The 21,151-nt window shown below is 68.4% G+C and carries 14 protein-coding genes; all 14 read left to right on the top strand.

Annotation, left to right across the window (positions count from 1 at the left end; translation table 11 throughout):
• Nucleotides 1-94 precede the first annotated feature (94 nt).
• A complete protein-coding gene (locus UK23_RS25075; RefSeq protein WP_231114661.1) occupies nt 95-4,861 on the top strand; it encodes a DUF4082 domain-containing protein in 4,767 nt (1,588 codons plus the stop codon).
• A gap of 23 nt (nt 4,862-4,884) precedes the next feature.
• Nucleotides 4,885-6,078, top strand: coding sequence for a glycosyltransferase (locus UK23_RS25070; protein ID WP_156213370.1), 1,194 nt, complete (start codon nt 4,885-4,887; stop codon nt 6,076-6,078).
• A gap of 8 nt (nt 6,079-6,086) precedes the next feature.
• Entirely contained in the window at nt 6,087-7,193 is a 1,107-nt protein-coding gene (locus tag UK23_RS25065; RefSeq protein ID WP_045314093.1) for a DegT/DnrJ/EryC1/StrS family aminotransferase, read from the top strand.
• On the top strand, nt 7,190-7,840 hold the full coding sequence (locus UK23_RS25060; RefSeq protein ID WP_045314075.1) for a NeuD/PglB/VioB family sugar acetyltransferase: 651 nt from the start codon (nt 7,190-7,192) through the stop codon (nt 7,838-7,840). Before UK23_RS25065 ends, UK23_RS25060 begins: the two co-directional genes overlap by 4 nt.
• A complete protein-coding gene (locus tag UK23_RS25055) occupies nt 7,837-9,045 on the top strand; it encodes a glycosyltransferase family 4 protein (protein WP_052685013.1) in 1,209 nt (402 codons plus the stop codon). Before UK23_RS25060 ends, UK23_RS25055 begins: the two co-directional genes overlap by 4 nt.
• Nucleotides 9,042-10,169: a DegT/DnrJ/EryC1/StrS family aminotransferase gene (locus UK23_RS25050; protein WP_045314074.1), complete on the top strand. Its 1,128-nt coding sequence runs from the start codon at nt 9,042-9,044 to the stop codon at nt 10,167-10,169. Before UK23_RS25055 ends, UK23_RS25050 begins: the two co-directional genes overlap by 4 nt.
• A gap of 105 nt (nt 10,170-10,274) precedes the next feature.
• Nucleotides 10,275-10,826 (top strand): acyltransferase, encoded by a 552-nt coding sequence (locus UK23_RS25045; protein ID WP_045314073.1) that lies wholly within the window; start codon nt 10,275-10,277, stop codon nt 10,824-10,826.
• A complete protein-coding gene (locus UK23_RS25040) occupies nt 10,823-11,938 on the top strand; it encodes an acyltransferase family protein (RefSeq protein ID WP_045314072.1) in 1,116 nt (371 codons plus the stop codon). Before UK23_RS25045 ends, UK23_RS25040 begins: the two co-directional genes overlap by 4 nt.
• Nucleotides 11,935-13,389: a lipopolysaccharide biosynthesis protein gene (locus UK23_RS25035; protein ID WP_052685012.1), complete on the top strand. Its 1,455-nt coding sequence runs from the start codon at nt 11,935-11,937 to the stop codon at nt 13,387-13,389. Before UK23_RS25040 ends, UK23_RS25035 begins: the two co-directional genes overlap by 4 nt.
• Before the next feature lie 347 nt (nt 13,390-13,736).
• Complete coding sequence (locus UK23_RS25025; protein WP_156213369.1) at nt 13,737-14,849, top strand: hypothetical protein; 1,113 nt, start codon at nt 13,737-13,739, stop codon at nt 14,847-14,849.
• A gap of 187 nt (nt 14,850-15,036) precedes the next feature.
• A complete protein-coding gene (locus UK23_RS25020) occupies nt 15,037-17,082 on the top strand; it encodes a glycosyltransferase (RefSeq protein WP_045314068.1) in 2,046 nt (681 codons plus the stop codon).
• Nucleotides 17,082-18,935 carry an asparagine synthase (glutamine-hydrolyzing) gene (asnB, locus tag UK23_RS25015; RefSeq protein WP_045314067.1) on the top strand — a complete coding sequence of 618 codons (1,854 nt, stop codon included), beginning with the start codon at nt 17,082-17,084 and terminating at the stop codon, nt 18,933-18,935. Before UK23_RS25020 ends, asnB begins: the two co-directional genes overlap by 1 nt.
• A gap of 65 nt (nt 18,936-19,000) precedes the next feature.
• On the top strand, nt 19,001-19,891 hold the full coding sequence (locus UK23_RS25010; RefSeq protein ID WP_156213368.1) for a hypothetical protein: 891 nt from the start codon (nt 19,001-19,003) through the stop codon (nt 19,889-19,891).
• Nucleotides 19,892-19,894: 3 nt separating this feature from the next.
• A partial coding sequence (locus UK23_RS25005) for an O-antigen ligase family protein (RefSeq protein ID WP_045314065.1) occupies nt 19,895-21,151 on the top strand: 1,257 nt, incomplete at its 3' end.

Below are 21,151 nucleotides of genomic sequence, written 5' to 3'. Positions count from 1 at the left end.
TCGGGCACTGGCGCTGATTGTTTTCATGGCCGCGGTTCTGGTTCCGGCCGCCATTTTCGGACCCGTCGCATCCGCGGCACCCTGCGATGCACCGGTGACCAACCCGGTGCTGTGCGAGAACTCCAAACCCGGCGACACCAACTGGGACGCCACCGGCGGTGGTGACCCGAGCATCGAGGGCTTCGCCACCCAGATGTCGGTGAACCTCGGTCAGACCATCAAGTTCAAGGTCAAGACCTCGTCCCCGTACCGCATCGACCTGCTGCGCCTCGGCTACTACGGCGGCGCGGGCGCCCGGAAGGTCGACTCGATCACGCCGACGCCGCGCAACCAGCCGGCGAACTGCGGCGGCGACCCCAACACGGGGCTCGTCGACTGCGGCAACTGGCTCGAGTCGGCGTCCTGGACGGTGCCGACCAACCTGGTGTCCGGTGTGTACGTGGCGAACCTGCAGCGGCTCGACCAGGACATCAACAACCACATCGTGTTCGTGGTGCGTGACGACGCCCGCGCTTCGAAGATGGTGTTCCAGACGTCCGACACCACGTGGCAGGCCTACAACACGTGGGGTGGCAAGAGCTTCTACGGCAGCCGTGCCCAGAAGCTGAGCTACAACAGGCCGTTCTCGACGCGCACCGACGTGCCGGACGGCCGCGACTTCATCTTCGGCTCCGAGTACCCGATGATCCGCTTCATGGAGCGTAACGGGTACGACGTCAGCTACATCTCCGGCATCGACTCCGACCGCTCGGCCTCGTTGCTGCTCAACCACAAGGTCTTCCTGTCGGTCGGGCACGACGAGTACTGGTCGTCGCAGCAGCGCGCGAACGTCGAGGCCGCCCGTGACGTCGGCGTGAACCTGGCGTTCTTCTCCGGCAACGAGGTCTTCTGGAAGACCCGCTGGGAGAACAGCGTCGACGGCACCAACACCCCGTACCGGACGTTGGTGACGTACAAGGAAACCCACGACAACATGAAGTCCGACCCGAACGCGGCGTGGACCGGCACGTGGCGCGACCCGCGCTTCAGCCCGCCCGCCGACGGTGGCCGGCCGGAGAACTCGCTGACCGGTCAGCTGTGGACGGTCAACTGCTGCAGCTACGCGATCCAGGTTCCCGCCGAGGACGGCAAGATGCGCTTCTGGCGCAACACTTCCGTGGCGAACCAGAGTGCCGGGCAGGTTGCGACCCTCGCACCCAACACGCTCGGCTACGAGTGGGACGAGGACGTCGACAACGGCTTCCGGCCGAAGAACATGATCCGGCTGTCCAAGACCACCCAGACGGTAGACGCGAAGATCCAGGACTACGGCACGAACGTGGCCCAGGGCGAGGCGACGCACCGGATGACGCTGTACAAGGCGGCCAGCGGCGCGCTCGTGTTCGGCGCCGGCACCGTCCAGTGGTCGTGGGGTCTCGACAGCCAGCACGACGGTGCGGAGGTCGACGTCGACCAGCGCATCCAGCAGGCGACCGTGAACCTGTTCGGGGACATGGGAGTCCAGCCGGGCAGCCTGCAGGTCGGGCTCGTCGCCGGTGGCCTCTCCACCGACGGCACCGCGCCCAACACCGTAATCACCTCACCCACCGCGGGCGGTACCGTCCACAGTGGAGACACGATCACCGTCACCGGTACGGCGTCCGACACCGGCGGTCGCGTCGGTGGCGTCGAGGTCTCGCTCGACGGCGGCACGACGTGGCACGTCGCGGACGGCAGGGAGAGCTGGTCCTACACCGGTTCCGTCCCGCGCACCGGCGCGCTGACGATCCAGGCGCGGGCGACCGACGACAGCCTCAACACCGACGCGAGCCCCGCCTCGGTGGGCGTCAACAGCACCTGCTCGTGCACGATCTTCCCGGACCTGTCGACCCCGAAGACGCAGGCGAACAACGACGCCAACGCCATCAACGTCGGCACCCGCTTCACCACCGACACGCACGGCTGGGTCACCGCGGTCCGCTTCTGGAAGGGCGCGGGCAACACCGGCACGCACACCGGTGCTCTCTGGTCGGCGAACGGCCAGCTGCTGGCCCAGGCCACGTTCCTCAACGAGACCGCGGGCGGCTGGCAGATGGCCTCGCTCAACCCCGCGGTCGAGGTGCAGGCGAACACCCAGTACGTGGTGTCGTACAACGCACCCGTCGGCAGGTACTCGTCCGATGCGGACTTCTTCCGCAACAAGTCCTTCGACGCCGCGCCGCTGCACGCGCCCGCGACGACGGAGGCCGCCCCGAACGGCATGTTCGCCTACGGCTCCTTCGGGTTCCCGACGAACACCTACCAGGGCGGGCACTACTGGGTCGACGCCGTCTTCGACACCGTCGCCCCGCCGGACACGATCGCGCCGACCGCGACGCCGATCTCCCCGCTGAACGGCAGCTCGAGCGTCTCACCGTCGGCGACCGCCAGCGTGCAGTTCAACGAGGCCGTGCAGGTCGCGACGGTCAACATGACCATGAAGAACGCCGCGAACCAGGCGGTGACCGGCAGCGTGGCCTACGACGCCGCGAACAAGGTCGCCACGTTCACCCCGACCGCCGCGCTGGCGGGCAACACGACCTACACCGTGTCGGTCACGGGAGCCAAGGACACCGCCGGCAACACCATGGCGGGCACCACGTCCTGGAGCTTCACCACGCAGAAGCCGGCCAACCCCGGTGTCTGCCCGTGCAGCGTGTGGGACGAGAGCGCGACGCCGAACACCGTCACGGTCAACGACGCCAACGCGGTCGAGCTCGGCATGAGGTTCCGCTCCGACGTGGGCGGCAACGTCACCGGCGTCCGGTTCTACAAGGGACCGCAGAACACCGGCGCGCACACCGGCCGCCTGTGGTCGAACGCGGGCACGCAGCTCGCGAGCGTCACGTTCGGCAGTGAGACCACCTCGGGCTGGCAGCAGGCGCTGTTCAGCACGCCGGTGCACATCAACGCCAACACGACGTACGTGGTCTCGTACCAGACCAACGGCTACTACTCCGCCACGTCCGGCGGCCTGAACGCACAGGTGGCGAACGCCCCGCTGCGCGCTCTGGCCAACGGCACCGACGGACCGACCGGCGTCTACCGCTACGGCACGGGTGGCATCTTCCCGACCAACGGCGGCGGCGCGAACTACTGGGTCGACACGGTGTTCCAGCCGGATCCCGACCTGACCCCGCCGACCGTGTCCGCCACGTACCCCGGCAACGACTCGCGCAGCGTCCCGAGGACCACGCAGATCTCGGCGACTTTCAACGAGGCGATCAACCCGGCAACCGTGCAGTGGACGGTCACCGGTGGTGTCACCGGAACCGCGACCTATGACGCGGCGACCCGCACGGCGAAGTTCCAGCCGACGAACCAGTTGAACGCGGCGACCACCTACACGGTCACCGTGAAGGCGAGCGACACCGCGGGCAACGCGATGCCCCTGACGAACAGCTGGTTCTTCACCACGTCCGGTGTCGGGGCCTGCCCGTGCACGCTGTTCAACGACAGCGTGGTGCCCGCCAGCCCGGCGGTGAACGACACCAACGCGGTCGAGCTCGGCATGCGCGTCACGCCGGACACCAACGGCTGGATCACCGGCGTCCGCTTCTACAAGGGCACCGGCAACTCCGGCACGCACACCGGCAGCCTGTGGTCCACCACCGGCACGCGTCTCGCCACCGGCACGTTCAGCGGTGAGACGGCGACCGGCTGGCAGAAGCTGACCTTCGCCAACCCGGTGCAGGTCTCCGCCAACACGACCTACATCGTGTCGTACTACGCGCCGAACGGGCGGTACGCGGGTGACGTCAACTACTTCGGTAGCGACGTCGACAACGCGCCGCTGCACTCCCCGGCGAACGGGTCGCTGAAGAACGGTCTGTTCAAGTACGGCGCCGGCGGTGGCTTCCCGGTCGACTCGTACCAGGCGGGCAACTACTACGTCGACGCCGTCTTCACGAACACGGCGCCGCCGGACACCACCGCGCCGACCGTCGTCTCGACCGCGCCCGCCAACGGCGTGACGAGCGTTCCGACCACCACCTCGGTGGCGGTCACGTTCGACGAGTCGATCGACCCGGCGACGCCGTCGCTGAACCTGGTGCCGACGGGTGGCTTGGGCGCTTCGGTCGCGGGCACCACCGCCTACGACCCGGCCACCAGGACGTGGACGCTCACCCCGAGCGCGCCGCTGGCCAGCGCCACGACGTACCAGGCGACCGTCTCCGGTGCGAAGGACGTGGCGGGCAACCAGATGACCGGCTCGGTCAGCTGGACGTTCACCACCGCCCTGCCGGACTCCAGCGGCTGCCCGTGCACGTTGTTCGCCGACTCGGCGACGCCGGTCATCAACAACGCCAACGACAACGGCCAGGTCGAGCTCGGCGTGCGGTTCAACGTCGACCAGCCCGGTGTGGTCACGGGTGTCCGCTTCTACAAGGGCACCGGCAACTCCGGCACGCACGTCGGTCACCTGTGGACCTCGACCGGCACGCTGCTCGGCACGGTGACGTTCTCCAACGAGAGCGTCGGCGGATGGCAGCAGGCGAACTTCGCCTCGCCGATCACGGTCGCCGCGAACACGCAGTACATCGTTTCGTACTACGCGCCGAACGGGCACTACTCCGTGACGCGCGGCCAGTTCGAGTTCAACGGTGTGGACCGCGGTCCGATGCACGCGCCGAAGACCCTCTCGGGTGCTCCGAACGGCGTGTACGTCTACGGCAACGGTGGCGGCTTCCCGGTCAACGGCAACGACGCGAACTACTGGGTCGACGCGGTGTACTCGCCTTCGAGCGGGTCGCCCTCGGGTGCCGCGTCCCGCCCGGTGTCGTTCACGAGGACCGCTGCGGCGGTCCGGGAGGCGGGCGGCCGGATGCTCGCCGTCTGGTAAGCGAAACGGAGGATGGGTAGGTCGTGACTCCTTTGCTGGTCATGATGTCGGGAAAGCCGTGGGACGGAGTCCGTGGCGCTGACCGGCAGCAGGCCGAACAACTGACCAGGTACGCCGATGTGCTGTGGGTGGATCCGCCGATCTCGCCGGTGACACCCGCCCGGTACCGGCCAGGTGTCGGCAGAGGAGTCCGGCCTCGCCTCACTGTTACACCAGAAGGAATTTCGAGGCTCACGCCCGTCGCGTTGCCGGGGCTGTCCCGTCCCGGCATCCGCGCCACCACGTGGCCGTTGGTGCGAGCACAGATCCGCTGGGCTCTGCGCCAGTTGAAGCGTTCACCGCACGCCGTGGTGTCGTTTTCGTTCGACGATGTTCTGGGCATGTGGGACTCGTCGGTCCGGACCGTGTTGTACGGCACGGACGACTGGGTCGCCGGCGGTGAGCTGATGGGACTGGACCCGGGCTGGTTGCTCGGCGAGGAGAGCAGGGCTCTTCGCCAGGCGCAGCACGTGTTCGCGGTGACGCCGGAGCTGGTCCGCAGGTGGACCGGCCTCGGCGCACCGGCCCAGTTCCTGCCGAACGGCGTGCACACGGACGCCTATTCCGCTGTGGACAGTGCTGAGATTCCTGCCGTGGTTTCAGGTTTGGAAGGCCCGGTCGCCGGGCTCGTCGGGCGGATCACCGCTCGGATCGACATCTCTCTGCTGGAAGCCGTTGCCGACACCGGGATGTCGTTGTTGATGGTCGGGCCGCGTGATCCGGCTTGGGAGCCGGAGCGCTGGTCCTCGCTGGTGGCCCGGCCGCGGGTGGTGCACGTGGACGAGGTGCCGTTTCCGGAACTTCCCGGTTACTACCGGAAGATCGACGTCGGGCTGACGCCCTATCTGGACTCCTCCTTCAACCGGGCCTCGTTCCCGTTGAAGACGCTGGAGTACCTGGCGGCCGGACGTCCGGTCGTGTCAACGGATCTGCCTGCTTCGCGGTGGCTCGCTTCGGAGGCCGCCGGCATGGTTCGCATCGCGGCGCCAGGGGAGTTCGCCGCGGCCGCCGCCCAGGCGGCCAGCACCGAACGCACTGCTGCGGCTGTTGCGTCCCGGCAGGAGTTCGCTGCCGAACATTCTTGGCGTCGCCGCAGCGACGCGTTCGCGGAGGCCATCGGCCTCGTGGAAAGGGGAGCCACTGTGCCCGCCGAGAACTCTGTTGGGGGAGAGCGATGATCCCGGTGATGCGACCGTTGATGGGCGAGGAAGAAGCCCTCGCGGCTGCCGAGGCCGTGCGGTCCGGGTGGGTCGCGCAGGGGCCACGGGTCCGTGCGTTCGAGGAAGCTTTTGCTTTGCGGGTCGGGGCCGCGCACGGTGTCGCGGTGTCGTCCTGCACGACGGCGCTGCACTTGGCGTTGCACCTGCTGGACGTCGGTCCTGGCGACGAGGTCGTCGTGCCGTCGTTGTCGTTCATCGCGACCGCCAATGCCGTGCGGTACTGCGGTGCCACGCCGGTGTTCGCGGATGTGTCGGCGGAGACCGGGAACCTGACCGCTGAGACCGTTGCTGCTGTGGTGACTGATCGGACGCGGGCTGTGGTGCTGGTGCACCAGGGTGGTGTGCCTGCCGACGTGAAGTCCTTTGAGGGTCTCGGGTTGCCGATCGTCGAGGACGCTGCTTGCGCCGCGGGGTCGACGTACCACGGTTCGCCGGTGGGCCTCGGTGCCTCGCTGGCGGCTTGGTCGTTCCACCCGCGCAAGCTGCTCACCACCGGTGAGGGCGGCATGCTCACGGTGGACGATCCCGAAGTCGCTGTCCGGGCGCGGCGGTTGCGCGAGCACGGGATGAGTGTCAGCGCCGCTGATCGTCACGCGGGCGGCGGCGTGGTGCTCGAAGAGTATTTGGAGACGGCGTTCAACTACCGGATGACCGACATCCAGGCCGCGGTCGGCCTGGTGCAGCTGGGGCGGTTGGACGCGATCATCGCTCGCCGTCGTGAGCTGGCTGCGCGGTACCACTCGTTGCTGGCCCGGATTCCTGGCCTGCGCGCGGTTTCCGATCCTGCGTACGGCACCACCAACTACCAGTCGTTCTGGGTTGAGCTGTCCGAGGACTGCCCGGTCGACCGCAACGAGGTGCTGAACCGGTTGGCGGCCAAGGGAGTTTCCGCTCGGCGCGGGATCATGGCGTCGCACCTGGAGCCCGCGTACGCCGGACACCCGCACGTGGCGCTGCCGGTGACCGAGCGGCTGACCTCGCGGACGCTGATCCTGCCGTTGTTCCACGAGCTGACCGCCGAGGAGCAGGACCAGGTGGTCGACGCGCTGGAGCTCGCGTGTGATGCGCGATGACGCCGCTGCTGCTGATCGGAGCCGGTGGCCTCGCGCGTGAGGCCCTGGCGGCGATCGCGGCGGTGAACTCGGTCCAGCCGACGTTCGAGGTGCTGGGGTTCCTGGACGACTCGGCGGACAAGCACGGTCTTCTGGTTGACGGGCACGAGGTGCTGGGGCCGATCGACCTGGCTCGCGAGCACGTCGGCGCGCAGGTGCTGATCTGCACGGCGAGCTCCGCGAACCAGGACAGCAGGATGCGGATCTCGCAGCGGCTCGGGTTCGACGACTCGCGCTACGCGACTCTGGTGCACCCCGCGGCTTCCGTCGCCGCCGGTGTCGAGCTGGGTGTGGGCACGATCTTGCTGGCGTGCGCCGTGATCACCGCGCCGCAGCAGGTCGGGCGGTTCGTGGTCGCGATGCCGCACGTGTTGCTGACGCACGACGATGCGGTGGCCGATGGTGTGACTTTGGCTGGACGTGCCGCGCTCGCCGGGAACGTTCGGGTGGGAGAGAGCGCCTACATCGGATCGGGTGCGCTGGTGCGCGAAGGGCTGACGGTCGGCGCTGGGGCGTTGGTGGGTATGGGCGCGGTGGTGCTGAAGGACGTTCCGGCCGGGGAGACCTGGGCCGGGGTGCCCGCTCGACCGCTGGAGGTGAGGGTGTGAAGGTTCTCGTCTTCGCGCACCGCCTCGAACTCGGCGGCACCCAGACCAACGCCATCGAGCTGGCCGCCCGCATCCGCGACACCCACGGCCACGAAGTGGTTCTGTTCGCGGCGCCCGGCCCGGCCGTCGCCCTGGCCGAGCAACGCGGTCTCCGCCTGATCGAAGCCCCTGACGCCACCCGGCATCCGTCCTTGAAGGTGATGCGGGCGTTGCGCGCGGCGGTGAAGGCCGAGGGGCCTGACCTGATCCACGTGTGGGACTGGCCGCAGTGCTTCGACGCGTACTACGTCGAGCACCTCGTGTACGGCATTCCGCTGTTCACCACGATGATGGGCATGGTCGTGCCGGGGTTCCTGCCGCGGCACCTGCCCACGACGTTCGGCACGAAGCAGCTGGCCGAGGACGCCGCGCGGATCCGGTCCGGCACGGTGGACCTGCTCGAACCGCCCGTGGACGTGGACTTCAACGCGCCCGGTGTGGTGGATGCGTTGCCGTTCAAGGAGAAGTACGGACTCGACGACGACCGGGTCAACCTGGTCACGGTGTCGCGGCTGACCGAGTGGCTCAAGCTGGAAAGCCTGCTGCGCAGCATCGAGGCCGTCGACCTGCTGGCCAAGGAACGGCCGGTCCGGCTGGTGATCGTGGGTGAGGGCACCGCGGCGGCGAAGGTCGCAGAGCGGGCGAAAGAGGTCAACGACCGGCACGGCGCGGATGTGATCGTGCTGACCGGTGGGTTGGTGGATCCCCGGCCGGCCTACGAAGCCGCGGACGTGATGCTCGGCATGGGCGGGTCGGCGCTGCGGACGCTGGCGTTCGCCAAGCCGATCGTGGTGCTGGGGGAGAAGGGCTTCTCGCTGCCGTTCACCCCCGAGACCGTCGGCTACTTCCGCCAGCACGGCTACTACGGCCTCGGTGACGGCACCGAACCCGTGACGCTGCTGGCCGACCAGATCCGGCCGATGCTCGACGACGCACAGCTGCGGAGCGAGCTCGGCGCGTTCGGGCGCGAGGTCGTCGTGGAGCACTACGGGCTCGACCCGGCGGCGCGTGGCCTCGAACGTCTCTACCAGCGGACCGTAGCGGAATCGCCGTCCCGAACGACGTCCGTGAAGGAAGGTGCGCGGACGGCGGTGATGCTGGCCGCGCGCGGACTCCCGGAGCCGGTGAAGAACGGCCTGCGGGCAGTCCGGCGGAAGCTGTCATGAACGAGAGGGCAATCCCTGTGAGCATCCCGCTGGTCGACCTCGGCCTGCAGCGCGACCGCATCGCCGCCGAGGTCGAGGAGGGCTTCGCGCGCGTGCTGGCGAAGACCGCCTTCATCGGCGGCCCGGACGTGACCGCGTTCGAGGAGGAGTTCGCCGCGTTCACCGGGACCGCGCACTGCGTCGGCGTCGCGAACGGCACCGACGCCATCGAGCTGGCCCTGCGCGCCGCCGGCATCCGTGACGGCGATCACGTCGCGTTGCCCGCCAACACCTTCGTCGCCACGGCCGAGGCCGCCGTCCGCGCGGGTGCCGTGCCGGTGCCGGTCGACGTCGACCCCGCGCACCTGCTGATCGACGCCGACGAGTTCGCCCACGTCGCCTCCCGCTGCCGCGCCGTGCTGCCCGTGCACCTGTTCGGCCAGCTCGCGCCGATGAACGCGATCCGCGCGGTCGCTGCCCAGCACGACGTGATCGTCATCGAGGACGCCGCGCAGTGCCAGGGCGCCACCCAGAACGGCACCGGCATGGGCGGCTTCGGCGTCGCGGCCGCCACGAGCTTCTACCCCGGCAAGAACCTGGGCGCGTTCGGGGACGCGGGTGCCGTCGTCACGCAGGACGAGGAGATCGCGCACAAGTTGCGACTGCTCGCGAACCACGGCAGCGACAAGAAGTACTCGCACCCCGTGCTGGGCTTCAACTCGCGCCTCGACACGTTGCAGGCCGTCGTGCTGCGCGCCAAGCTCAAGCAGCTCGCCGCGTGGAACAAGGAGCGTTCGGCCGCTGCCGATCTCTACGCCGAGCTGCTCGCGGACGTGTCCGAGGTCCGGCTGCCCGGTGTCGCGGACGGCAACGAGCACGTGTGGCACCTGTACGTCGTGCGCGTCCGCAACCGCGACATGGTGTTGAAGCACCTCAACGACAACGGCGTGGGCGCGGGCATCCACTACCCGACGCCGGTGCACCACACGGGCGCGTTCGCCAAGTACGGCCGCCCCGAGGGTTACCCGGTGGCCGAGCAGGCGGCGGACGAGATCCTGTCGCTGCCGCTCTACCCCGGCATCACGCGGGAACAGCAGGAGCGCGTCGCCGCCGTCCTGAAGGAAGCGGTGGCCGCCCATGTCTAGCCCCGGATTTGAGATGAAGGGAACCTTCATAAACCTCAGGTTGATGAAGGTTCCCTTCATCAAGCTCTCGAACCGGGCGAACCGGGGCGTGGAGGGTGGTGGGTTGTGGCTAGCGTGCATCCACTCGGGCTGAACGAGTCCGAGAACGTGGGTGAGGGCACCCGCATCTGGGCGTGGGCCCACGTGCTGCCCGGCGCTGTTGTCGGCAAGGACTGCAACATCTGCGACCACGCGTTCGTCGAAGGCGGCGTCGTGCTCGGCGACCGCGTCACCGTCAAGAACGCTGTCCTGCTGTTCGACGGCGTGAATGTCGGCGACGACGTGTTCCTCGGCCCCAACGTGGTCTTCACCAACGACCTGAGGCCCCGCGCGCACATCAAGAAGGGCCCCGAAGCCCTCCTGGCCACCCAGGTCGAGAACGGCGTCACGCTCGGCGCGGGCACGACCGTCGTCTGCGGCACCAAGATCGGCGCGCACGCGTTCGCCGCGGCGGGTGCGGTGATCACCAAGGACGTTCCGGCGCACGCGTTCGTCGCGGGCAACCCGGCCAAGGTCCGCGGCTGGGTCTGCGAGTGCGGTGAACGGCTCGCGGATGACCACACCTGCGAGTGCGGCAAGGCGTACCAGAAGGCGGGCGACGGGCTGGTCGCACGGTGACCGCGACGGTCAGCGCGCCTGCCCGCACCCGTCTGTCCTTCTTGGACGGTGTGCGCGCGCTGGCCGCGGTGTACGTGGTCCTGCACCACATCTGGTTCACCGTCTACCCGACCTACCCGGTCAACACCGGGCCGCTCGTGCTCGGCTGGCTCGTCTACGGCCACCTCGCGGTCGCCGTGTTCATCGTGGTCAGCGGCTTCTCGCTCACGGTCGCGCCCGCGCGCAGAGAGTACGAGCTCGGGGGAGTGCTCAGGTTCATCCGCAGAAGGGCCTGGCGCATCCTGCCGCCGTACTGGGCGGCACTGGCGCTCAGCGTCATCGTCTTCGGCCTGATCACCCCGGAGCTGACCGGCAGGGCGATCACGCTCAAGGGCGTCATCGCGCACTTCTTCCTGGTGCAGGACGTGGTCGACAGCCCGAAGCCCAACGGTGCGTTCTGGTCGATCGCCATCGAGTGGCAGATCTACTTCCTGTTCCCGCTGGTGCTGTGGTTCCGGCGAAAGCTCGGCCCGGTGTGGATGGTCGCCATCTTCACCACCGGTGTGATCGCGTCGCAGCTGGCCGGTGAGAACGTCGGCCCGCTCCACGGCCTCCTCAACTTCACCCCGCAGTTCCTCGCCCTGTTCGTGTTCGGTGTGGCGGCGGCGGACGTCGTGCGGTCCGGTGAGGTCCCGCGCTGGATCGGCTGGGCCGGTGCGGCGTGCTACGCGGCGTTCATCGTCACGGCCATCACCACGGGTTCCGTCTGGGTCGACCACGCGTACTTCTGGATCGACCTGCTGCTCGGCGCGGGCACCGCCGCGGTTCTCGCGGCACTCGCGGGCGGCCACTTCGAACCGCTGAAAACCCTCCTGGCACACCGCATCTTCAGCGGTGTCGGACTGTTCTCCTACAGCGTGTACCTGGTGCACCTGCCGTTGCTGTGGCTGACCGACCACTTCGTCGTGGAGCATCTCGTCAGCGACAAGTTCGCGAGGTTCGGCCTGCTGCTCGTGCTCGGTCTCGCGGCCGTGCTCGGCGGCTCGTACCTCTTCCACCGCGTGTTCGAGCGGCCGTTCCTCGAGAACCGGTCGTGGGCGGCGCTCAAGACGTCACTAAAGGGCAAAACGTGAGCGCGGAAGAGGAGAACCTCGGCACCCTCGTCAAGAAGGGGGTGCGCTGGAGCTTCGCCAGCACGCTGCTCTCACGGCTGGCGAACCTGATCTCCGGCATCATCCTGGCGCGCGTGCTGACGCCGAACGACTACGGTCTGTTCGCCGTCGCCACGGTCGCGCTGGTGTTCCTCATCAACTTCAACGACCTCGGCCTCGAACAGGTCCTCGTCCGCTGGCCCGGCGACGTCTCCCGGATCGCGCCGACCGCGGTCACGGTCATCTTCGGGTCGAGCTGCGCGCTGTTCGCGGTCTTCTTCACGGGCGCAGGCGTGTTCAGCCGGTCACTGGGCGCGCCGGAAGCGACAAGTCTGGTGCAAGTCCTGTCGTTCGCCATCCTGATCAACGGCGCGCTGGCCGTGCCGTCGGCGATGCTCACCAGAAGTTTCCGCCAGGACCTGCGCACCTACGCCGACCTGACCGGGTTCGTCGTCACCACCGGCCTCACCCTCGCACTCGCGCTCACCGGGTTCGGCGTGTGGAGCCTGGTGTGGGGGCGGCTGGCGGGCAACCTGATCAACGGCCTGCTGCACCTCTTCTTCACCCCGGTCCGCTACAAGCCGGCGTTCGACCCGAAGGTCGCGAAGGAACTGCTGAAGGACGGCCTGCCACTGGCCGGGGCCACGATCCTGGCCGTCGCGATGGTCCAGGTCGACAACGTCGTCGTCGGCAGGCTCCTCGGCCCGGAGACGCTCGGCCTGTACGTGCTCGCGTTCAACCTCAGCAGCTGGCCGGTCACGCTGCTGTCCATCCCGGTCGCGCGCGTGAGCGTGCCCGCGTTCGCCCGCCTGCAGCACGACCTGCCGTCCCTGCGGATCGCCTTCGCCCGGTCGATGGGCCTGCTGATGGCGGCGGCCGTCCCGATCTGCGGCCTGCTCGCGCTCATGGCCGGACCGGCGATCCGCGTGCTGTACGGCGACAAGTGGTCGGCCGCGTCGACCGCGCTGATGTTCCTGGCCGTGCTCGGCCTGGCCAGGGTCGCTCTGCAACTCTGCTTCGACGTGCTCATCGCGGTGGGCAACGCCAGGCAGACGCTCGCACTGCAGGCACTCTGGGTGGCTGTGCTCGTACCGGCACTCGCGGTAGGCGCCTACACGTCAGGCGTCATGGGTGTCGGCATCGCCCACATGATCGTGGCGGTGGGGATCATGCTGCCCGCCTTCCTGTTCGCCTTGAAGGGGCTGGGAGTCCGCCCGATCAGCCTCGCCCAGGCGGTGACGAGACCGGCACTCGGCGTGTTCGCGCTGATCCTCGTTCCCCTTGTCGTGACCCGAGTTCTGGATCACGACCTGGCGATCCTGTTGATCGGTGGCATCGGCGGACTGCTGCTCTACCTGCCGGTTGTCGCTCCGATCCGGCACTCGTTGGCAGACCTGAAGAATCTGGAACCGGCGAGTCCCGCACCGTCGTGATCCCACGACGTGGCACGACTCACCCTGTGCACCTGCAAATGTTTGTTGATGTACTGCTGACGGGGAATTCAGTTCAAGAGCGTTCCGAGGCGGCCAGATCATTTTCTGTGCTGACCTGCGGTCATTCTTGAAATAGATCAACCCGAACAGGTGATGGCTATTTCGGTTTGGTAGCGGTGAAATGGCTTGACTGGTCCGAACGGCCTAATGCACGGCCTTCTGGCCTGGGTTACCGTCCCCCTGCCCAAAACGGTAACCGCCAGATAACGAGATCGTTCGAGTGATGTCCCGGCCGCGGGAGATCCACGATCGAAGTAGGCGGCCCGAACTGAAAGGTGGCATCCCCCGTGCTCCACCGCACCGCCACGGATCGTGGCAGCGCGAGACAGAACGAACGCCGTGCTCCCCTTCGGCAACGGTCCTCCCGCATCGCAGCCCTCGCCGCACTCGCGGCCGTCGCACTCGCCGCCTGTTCCCCCGCGGGCGCGAACTCGGGCGACGCCCAGCCGGCCAGCACGACCGAGACGACGTCCGCCACGTCGAGCAGCGCCGCCTCGTCCTCGAGCGCGGCACCCTCCTCCAGTTCCGCCGCACCCACCATGACCACCCCCAAGCCCGCGCCGCCCGGCACCCCGAAGCCGCCGTCGCAGCCGGGCATGACGGGCTGGCCGGGCGCCGGGAACACCGGCGTCAAGAACGGTGGCCTGCGCGCGCTCAAGGGCGACCAGACGGTCGACGTGCGCTGGCTCAAGGACCACGGCGCGCGTGGTTCCGGCAACGCGGGCGACCCGTTCGTCTTCGAGAACTACGAAGTCGACGGCATGGTCCACATCAACGTGCCGGACACCACGCAGGTCCTGGTGCAGCAGAGCCGGATCTACGGCGGCGACAACCACGCCATGTGGATCGAGAACGGCACCGTGACCGTGCAGGACAGCACGATCTCGCCGCGCACCGGCGGCCTGTCCGGCAACGGCATCTTCGCCTACGACCGCGGCACGTTCCTGCGCAACAACATCTCGGGCTTCAACATCCCGATCATCATCCAGGGCCAGGGCCCGTACCTGATCCAGGACAACTTCCTGCACGACATCTGGTTCAAGTCCGGTGACCACACGGATGTCATCAACATCAACCCGAACGGCTCCAACGGTGTGATCAAGCACAACTACATCGACGGCATCCGCTCGGACGGCCAGTACACGCACAACGGCATCGGCATCTACAACGACGCCACGCCGGGCGCGGGCACCGCGGTCAGCAAGAACTGGACGATCGACGGGAACTACATCACCCGCTCGAACCATCTGATCTTCGCCGCGGCCTCACCGCCGTTCGTGATCAAGAACAACGTGCTCACCACCCAGTTCCAGTACGCCCCTTTCTACAACGCGTTGGGCGGCGCCACGGACGGTGGCGGCAACGTCGACCAGAACGGCAAGCCGGTCAAGGTCGGCTGAGTCCGAATCAGCGCAATAGTCACGAAACACTGAGGGCTACCTCGGCGACACCTTGTGTTGCCGGAGTAGTCCTCAGGCGTTTCTCAGGTCGACGGAACGTAACGGCGGGACAGGCCTCCTCGATCTAGAGGTCGTAGACATCGCGGCCGGATTCCCGGTCGCAGCTCGCTTCCGGAGGACCCAGCTCGTGGATTCACTTCCCGCAAGACCTCTGGCCGTGGTCGTCGTCACCTACAACAGTGCGAGCGTCATCAGCGGCTGCCTCGAGGCCCTGCCGGTCGCACTGAGCGGGATCGCCGACTGGCAGGCCGTGGTCGTGGACAACGCGTCCGCGGACAGCACCGTGGAACTGGCAGAGGCCGCGGGTGCGAAGGTCGTGCGTCGGCTGGGCAACGACGGGTTCGCCGCGGGTGTGAACGCGGGCATCGCCGCGGCCCCCGGTTGTGACGTGCTGGTGCTCAACGCGGACGTCCGGCTCGAACCGGGCGCGGTCGCGGCACTGCGAGCAGCCGTGCGACCGGGTGTCGGGATCGTCGGGCCGAAGCTCGTCGACGAGCGCGGCGTCGTGCAGCACTCCGTCCGCCGCGAGCCGACGCCGTTGCGCGTGCTGGGACAGGCTCTGCTGGGCGGCACGACGGCGGGGAAGTTCCCGGCGCTGGGCGAGATCGTCGTGCGGCCGGGTGAGACCGCGGACTGGATCACCGGTGCCGCGTGGCTCGTCACCGCCGAGTGCATCGACGCCATCGGGACGCTGGACGAGCGCTACCTGCTGTACTCCGAGGAGACCGAGTACATGCTCCGGGCGCGGGACAAGGGTTTCGCGACCCGGTACGAGCCCGAGGCCGTCGCCGTCCACCTCGGCGGCGAGTCCGAGACCTCGGCCCGGCTGTGGGCGCTGCTGCAGGCGAACCGGGTCCGGTTGCACCGCGAACGCCAGGGCCGGCCGCGGTCCGTGCTGATGTGGTTCGCGGTGGCGTTGAACGAACTTCTCCGGATCCACCGGCCGCGGCACCGTGCCGCGTTACGTGGACTGATCGGCATGCGGGAGTGGCCGGAACCGTTGGACACGAACAAGAACAACGCCGCGTACTTGTGCTTCTCCGCCCAGGACTGGTGGTACCACAACCGGGCGCACTCCGACTTCCAGTTGCTGCGCCGGGTCGCGAAGCACCGGAAGGTGTTGCTGGTCAACAGCATCGGCCTGCGCATGCCGCTGCCCGGCCGCAGCACCCAGTTCCTGCGCCGGATCTTCCGGAAGCTGAAGAGCGTCGCGATGCTGGTGCGCCGTCCGATCCCGGACACCCCGGGATTCCACGTGATGACACCGCTTCCGCTGCCGTTCTACGGAAAGCCGTGGTTGCGCAAGCTGAACTCGGTGCTGGTGCGCGCCCAGGTCCGCGCGGTCAGTCTCGCGCTGGGGATGAAGAAGCCTGTTGTGGTGGCGACGATTCCCACCTCGTGGGACGTGATCAAGCCGATGCCGCGCGCATCGCTCGTCTACAACCGTTCTGACCGCCACTCGGCGTTCCCCGAGTCGGACCAGGTGGCGATCAAGGCGCTGGAGGACCAGCTCCTCGAGCACTCCGACCACGTCCTCTACGTCAGCCGCGCGCTGCAGGAGGAGGACCAGCCCCAGACCGGCACCCGTGGTCACTTCCTCGACCACGGTGTCGATCTGGAGCACTTCCGCCGCCGCGACCAGCTGCCGGCGGACATCGCGTCGATCGAGGGCCCGGTGATCGGGTTCTTCGGCAGCCTCGACGACTACCTGGTGGACTTCGACCTGCTGGAGCGCGTCGCGAAGGAGATCCCCGAGGCGCACCTGGTGCTGATCGGCGACGCGACCTGCTCGATGGAGCGCTACGAGAAGTACTCGAACGTCACGTGGCTCGACTTCCGGCCGTACGAGCAGATTCCCGCGTACGGCACGGGTTTCGACGTCGCGCTGATGCCGTGGCTCGACAACGACTGGATCAAGCACGCCAACCCGATCAAGCTCAAGGAGTACCTCGCGCTCGGCCTGCCGATCGTGAGCACCGACTTCCCCGAGGTCCAGCACTACACCGACCGCGTCCGCGTCGCCGCGAACCCCGACGACTTCATCGAGCAGATCCGGCTCACGTTGAAGGACGGCGGTATCGGGACTCCCGAGCAGCGCCGTCGTTCCGTGCTGTCGGCCTCCTGGGACGCCCGCGCCCGTGACCTGATGCGCCTCGCCGAGGGAGAAGCCTGATGTGCGGCATCGCCGGAGTCCGGCGCTTCGACGGCCGGCCGGTCGACCCCGCCCTGCTGCGGGCGATGGCGGCCACGCTGCACCACCGCGGTCCGGACGACTCGGGGATCTGGGTCAGCGGCTCGACCGGGTTCGCGCACACGCGGCTGTCGATCATCGACCTCGCCGCGTCCCAGCAGCCGATGGCCACGCCGGACGAGCGGCGGCACATCGCGTTCAACGGCGAGATCCTCAACTACCGCGAGCTGCGTGCCGAGCTCACCTACCCGTTCCGCACCGACGGCGACACCGAGACGCTGCTCGCGCTGTACGAACGGGACGGCGTCGACGGCGTGCGCAAGCTGCGCGGCCAGTTCGCCTACGCGATCGACGACGCGGAGACCGGCGACCTGCACCTGGTCCGCGACCGGATGGGCATCCTGCCGCTGTACTACTACGCCGACTCCCAGGTGTTCGCGTTCGCGTCGGAGATCAAGGCGCTCGTGCCTCTGATCGGCGACCGGGGTGTGGATCACGCCTCGCTGCACGACTACCTCGCGCACCGGTCGGTGCCCGCGCCGTACACGCTGGTCGACGGCGTGCGGAAGGTGCTGCCCGGTCACCGGCTCACGGTTTCTCGCGATGGTCGCGTGAACGAGACGCCGTACTGGGAGCTGCCTGCGCAGGGGCTCGTGCGCGACTGCACGCCCGAGGAAGCGGTCGCTCTCGTCGCCGAGGCACTCGAACGGTCGGTGCGTGACGCGCTGGTCGCGGACGTGCCGGTCGGTGCGTACCTGTCCGGTGGGGTGGACTCCAGCCTGATCACCGCGCTGGTCGCCAAGGTGCGCGGTGGCGGCGAACTGCACACGTTCTCCGCCGGGTTCGGCGACCCGCGGGTGGACGAAATCCACTGGGCCGAGAAGGTCGCGGCCGAGGTCGGCAGCGAGCACCACAACGTCATCGTCACGGCCGAGGACTTCAAGGAGAACTGGGGCCGGTTGAGCCGGCACCGGGACGCGCCGCTGTCCGAGCCCGCTGACGTGGCGGTGTTCAAGCTCGCCGAACTGGCTCGCCGGGACGTGAAGGTCGTGCTGTCCGGTGAGGGCAGCGACGAGCTGTTCGGCGGCTACCCCAAGTACAAGTTCGCCGGTGCGACGCGCTGGGCCGGAATCGCTCCTGCCTGGCTGCGGCACGCCGCCCTGTCGCGGCTGGAGAACTCGTTGCCCGCCAAGGCCGCGCGCTTCGGCGTGGCGCTGCGGGCGATGGCAGAGCCCAGCGCGGCCGCCCGGATGCGCGGCTGGTTCGCGCCGTTCACGACCGCCGAGTCGCGGGCGTTGCTCGGTGGCCCTGCTTCCCGCGCCATCACCCCTGCCTACAGCCGTGGCCGCGGCGACGCGCTGCGCAGGATGCTCTACGCCGACTCGCACGCGTGGCTGGCCGACAACCTGCTCGAACGCGGCGACCGCATGTCCATGGCGGCGTCGCTGGAGCTGCGGCCGCCGTTCCTCGACCACCGGGTCGCCGAGCTCGCGTTCACCCTGCCCAGCTCGGTGAAGGTGCGGCGCGGCACGACCAAGTGGGTGGTCAAGGAGGTCGCGCGCGACCACCTGCCCGCCGACGTGGTGGACCGCCCGAAGTCCGGCTTCAAGGTGCCGCTCGACGCGTGGTTCCGCGACGGGCTGCGCGAGATGGCACACGACCTGCTCACCGGGCCGGCCTCGTTCGTCGGAGGTGTACTGGACCCGGCGGGCGTGCGAAAACTGCTGGCCGAGCACGACTCGGGCGGCAGGAACGAACAACCGCGCTTGTGGACCCTGCTCTCGCTCGAGGTCTGGCACCGCGAGCAGGCGAGGACCTCGGAGGTGGCGGAATGAGCGAGGGAACCAAACGTTCGCGTAGGCTCGTGCTCACTGGGGCACGGGAAAAACCTGGGGCGGACGTGGATTTCGTTAGCGCGCTGAAGGTGCTGCGCAGGCGATGGGTGACGGTGCTGGTCGGCTTCGGCATCATGGTCGTGGCCGGGATCGGCATCATGATCGCGGTGCCGCCGACGTACCAGGTCAAGGCGTCGGACGTGCTGCTCGTGCCCGCTCAGGTCGGCTCGTCGCAGGCCGGTCAGGCCAACCCCTACCTCGGGTTCGGTGGCTCGCTCGGCATCGTCGCGCAGATCACCGCGCGCAAGATGAACGACTTCACCACGGTCGAGCTGATGAAGGAGCAGGGCGCGACGGGGGAGTACCTCGTCGACATCGTGCCCGGTGAGGCGCCGATGCTGTCGGTGACCGCCACGTCCAAGAGCGAGGCCGAGGCGCTCAAGACCGCGCAGGTCGTCGAGAAGGCGATGACGGACAACCTGCGGCAGTCGCAGGTCGACCTGAAGGCGCCGCAGCAGTTCCTGATCACGACGAACCCGATCACGTTGCCGACGCACGCGGAGATCCAGCGCGGCAGCCAGCTCAGGGCCCTCGCCGGCATGCTCGTCGTCGGGCTCGCGGCGACGGTGCTCGCGGCGTTCGTGATCGAGAGCGTGAAGACGCGCCGCAAGCAGCGCTCGCTCGTCGAGGAGTCGCTGGTGGACAGCTCGGACCTGCCGCCGGTCGTGGACACCCCCAAGCCCGCGGTCAACACGCCCGCCCGTCCGGCCACGCCCGCTCGTCCCGCGACGACCGGACCGCCGCCGCCCGTGGTGCACAAGACGGGGTCCGAGGAGACGCACCGGTTCCGGCCGGTGCAGGTTCCGGCGGCCGCCAAGAACGGTGACGTCCAGTGGCCGAGCGAGGAGGGCCCGGTGCCGGCCCCTGCGCCCGCTCCGCAGACCCGGCGCGAGTGACCCGTGCTGGACTTCCTCCGCAGACCCGAACCCGGTGACGCGCGAGGCCTGCTGACCGTCTACGCGGTACTGCTGTTCTGCCTGCCCGCGCAGATGATCATCGGTCCCCTCGGCGCCAGCGGTACTCCCGCGGGCGTCGTCGGGATGGGCATGCTGCTGTTCTGGCTGATGGTCAGGATGCTGCCCGGCAACGGGGTGCAGACCGGGCTGCAGCCGGTCAGGCTCGTGGTGCTGGCGTTCGCCGCGTCGATCATGCTGTCCTACGCGTGGGGCACGCTGAACCCGTTGCCCGCCGACCAGCTCTCGGGCGCGGACAGGGCGATCCTCACGCTGATGTCGTGGTGTGGCATCGCTTTCGTGGCGTGTGACTTGCTGCGCACGCGCAAGAGCGTCGAGTTGTTGTTGCGCACGTTGGTGATTCTGACCGGCATCATCGCCGTGATGGGGTTGCTGCAGTTCGCGACCGGCTTCAACATCGCCGAGCTCTACCACATCCCCGGTTTGAAGATCAACTACGTCATCGGGTCGGTGACGGACCGGTCCAACTTCCGCCGGGTGTCCGCCACCGCCTCGCACGCCATCGAGTACGGCGTGGTGCTCGCGATGATGTTCCCGATCGCTTTGCACCAGGCGTTCTACGTCAAGACGCGGCGCTGGCTGTGGCTCGGGCTGGTGTCGTTGATCGGTCTGGCGAGCCCGATGTCGGTGTCCCGCTCCGCTACTTTGGGCCTGTTCGTCGCGTTCATCGTGCTGTTCGCCGGGTGGTCCGGTCTGCGCCGCGCGATCGCGTTGCTGGTGGCGCCGGTCGCGATCGTGGTGCTGCGGCTGCTGATCCCCGGTCTGGTCGGCACGATCACCGGTCTGTTCACCGGCTGGCAGGACGACCCGAGCATCCAGGGGCGCACCGACGACTACGTGGTGGTCGGCGAGTTCATCGACAAGTCGCCGTTCCTCGGCCGCGGGTTCGGGACCTTCCTGCCGAAGACGTTCATCACGCTGGACAACCAGTACCTGGGCCAGATCGTGGAGACCGGGTTCATCGGTCTCGTCGCGCTGATCACGTTGTTCCTGGTCGGCATCTTCTCCGCTCGCGGTGTGCGGGCGCGGGCGATGGACGAGGAGATGCGGCATCTCGGCCAGGTGCTGTGCGCGTCGATCGCGGTGGCGGGGCTGGCGTTCGCGACGTTCGACGGGCTCGGGTTCCCGATGATCAGCGGGTTGTTGTTCCTGTTGCTCGGCATCACCGGCGCGCTGTGGCGG

Source organism: Lentzea aerocolonigenes, assembly GCF_000955955.1.
Lineage (GTDB): Bacteria > Actinomycetota > Actinomycetes > Mycobacteriales > Pseudonocardiaceae > Lentzea > Lentzea aerocolonigenes_A.
This window is presented reverse-complemented; position numbering and strand designations above follow the sequence as displayed.

Excerpts from the sequence above, each read along its gene's own strand:
- UK23_RS25065 (WP_045314093.1), top strand. The coding sequence starts at position 6,087 with ATGCGACCGTTGATGGGCGAGGAAGAAGCCCTCGCGGCTGCCGAGGCC.
- UK23_RS25060 (WP_045314075.1), top strand. The coding sequence starts at position 7,190 with ATGACGCCGCTGCTGCTGATCGGAGCCGGTGGCCTCGCGCGTGAGGCC.
- UK23_RS25050 (WP_045314074.1), top strand. The coding sequence starts at position 9,042 with ATGAACGAGAGGGCAATCCCTGTGAGCATCCCGCTGGTCGACCTCGGC.
- asnB (WP_045314067.1), top strand. The coding sequence starts at position 17,082 with ATGTGCGGCATCGCCGGAGTCCGGCGCTTCGACGGCCGGCCGGTCGAC.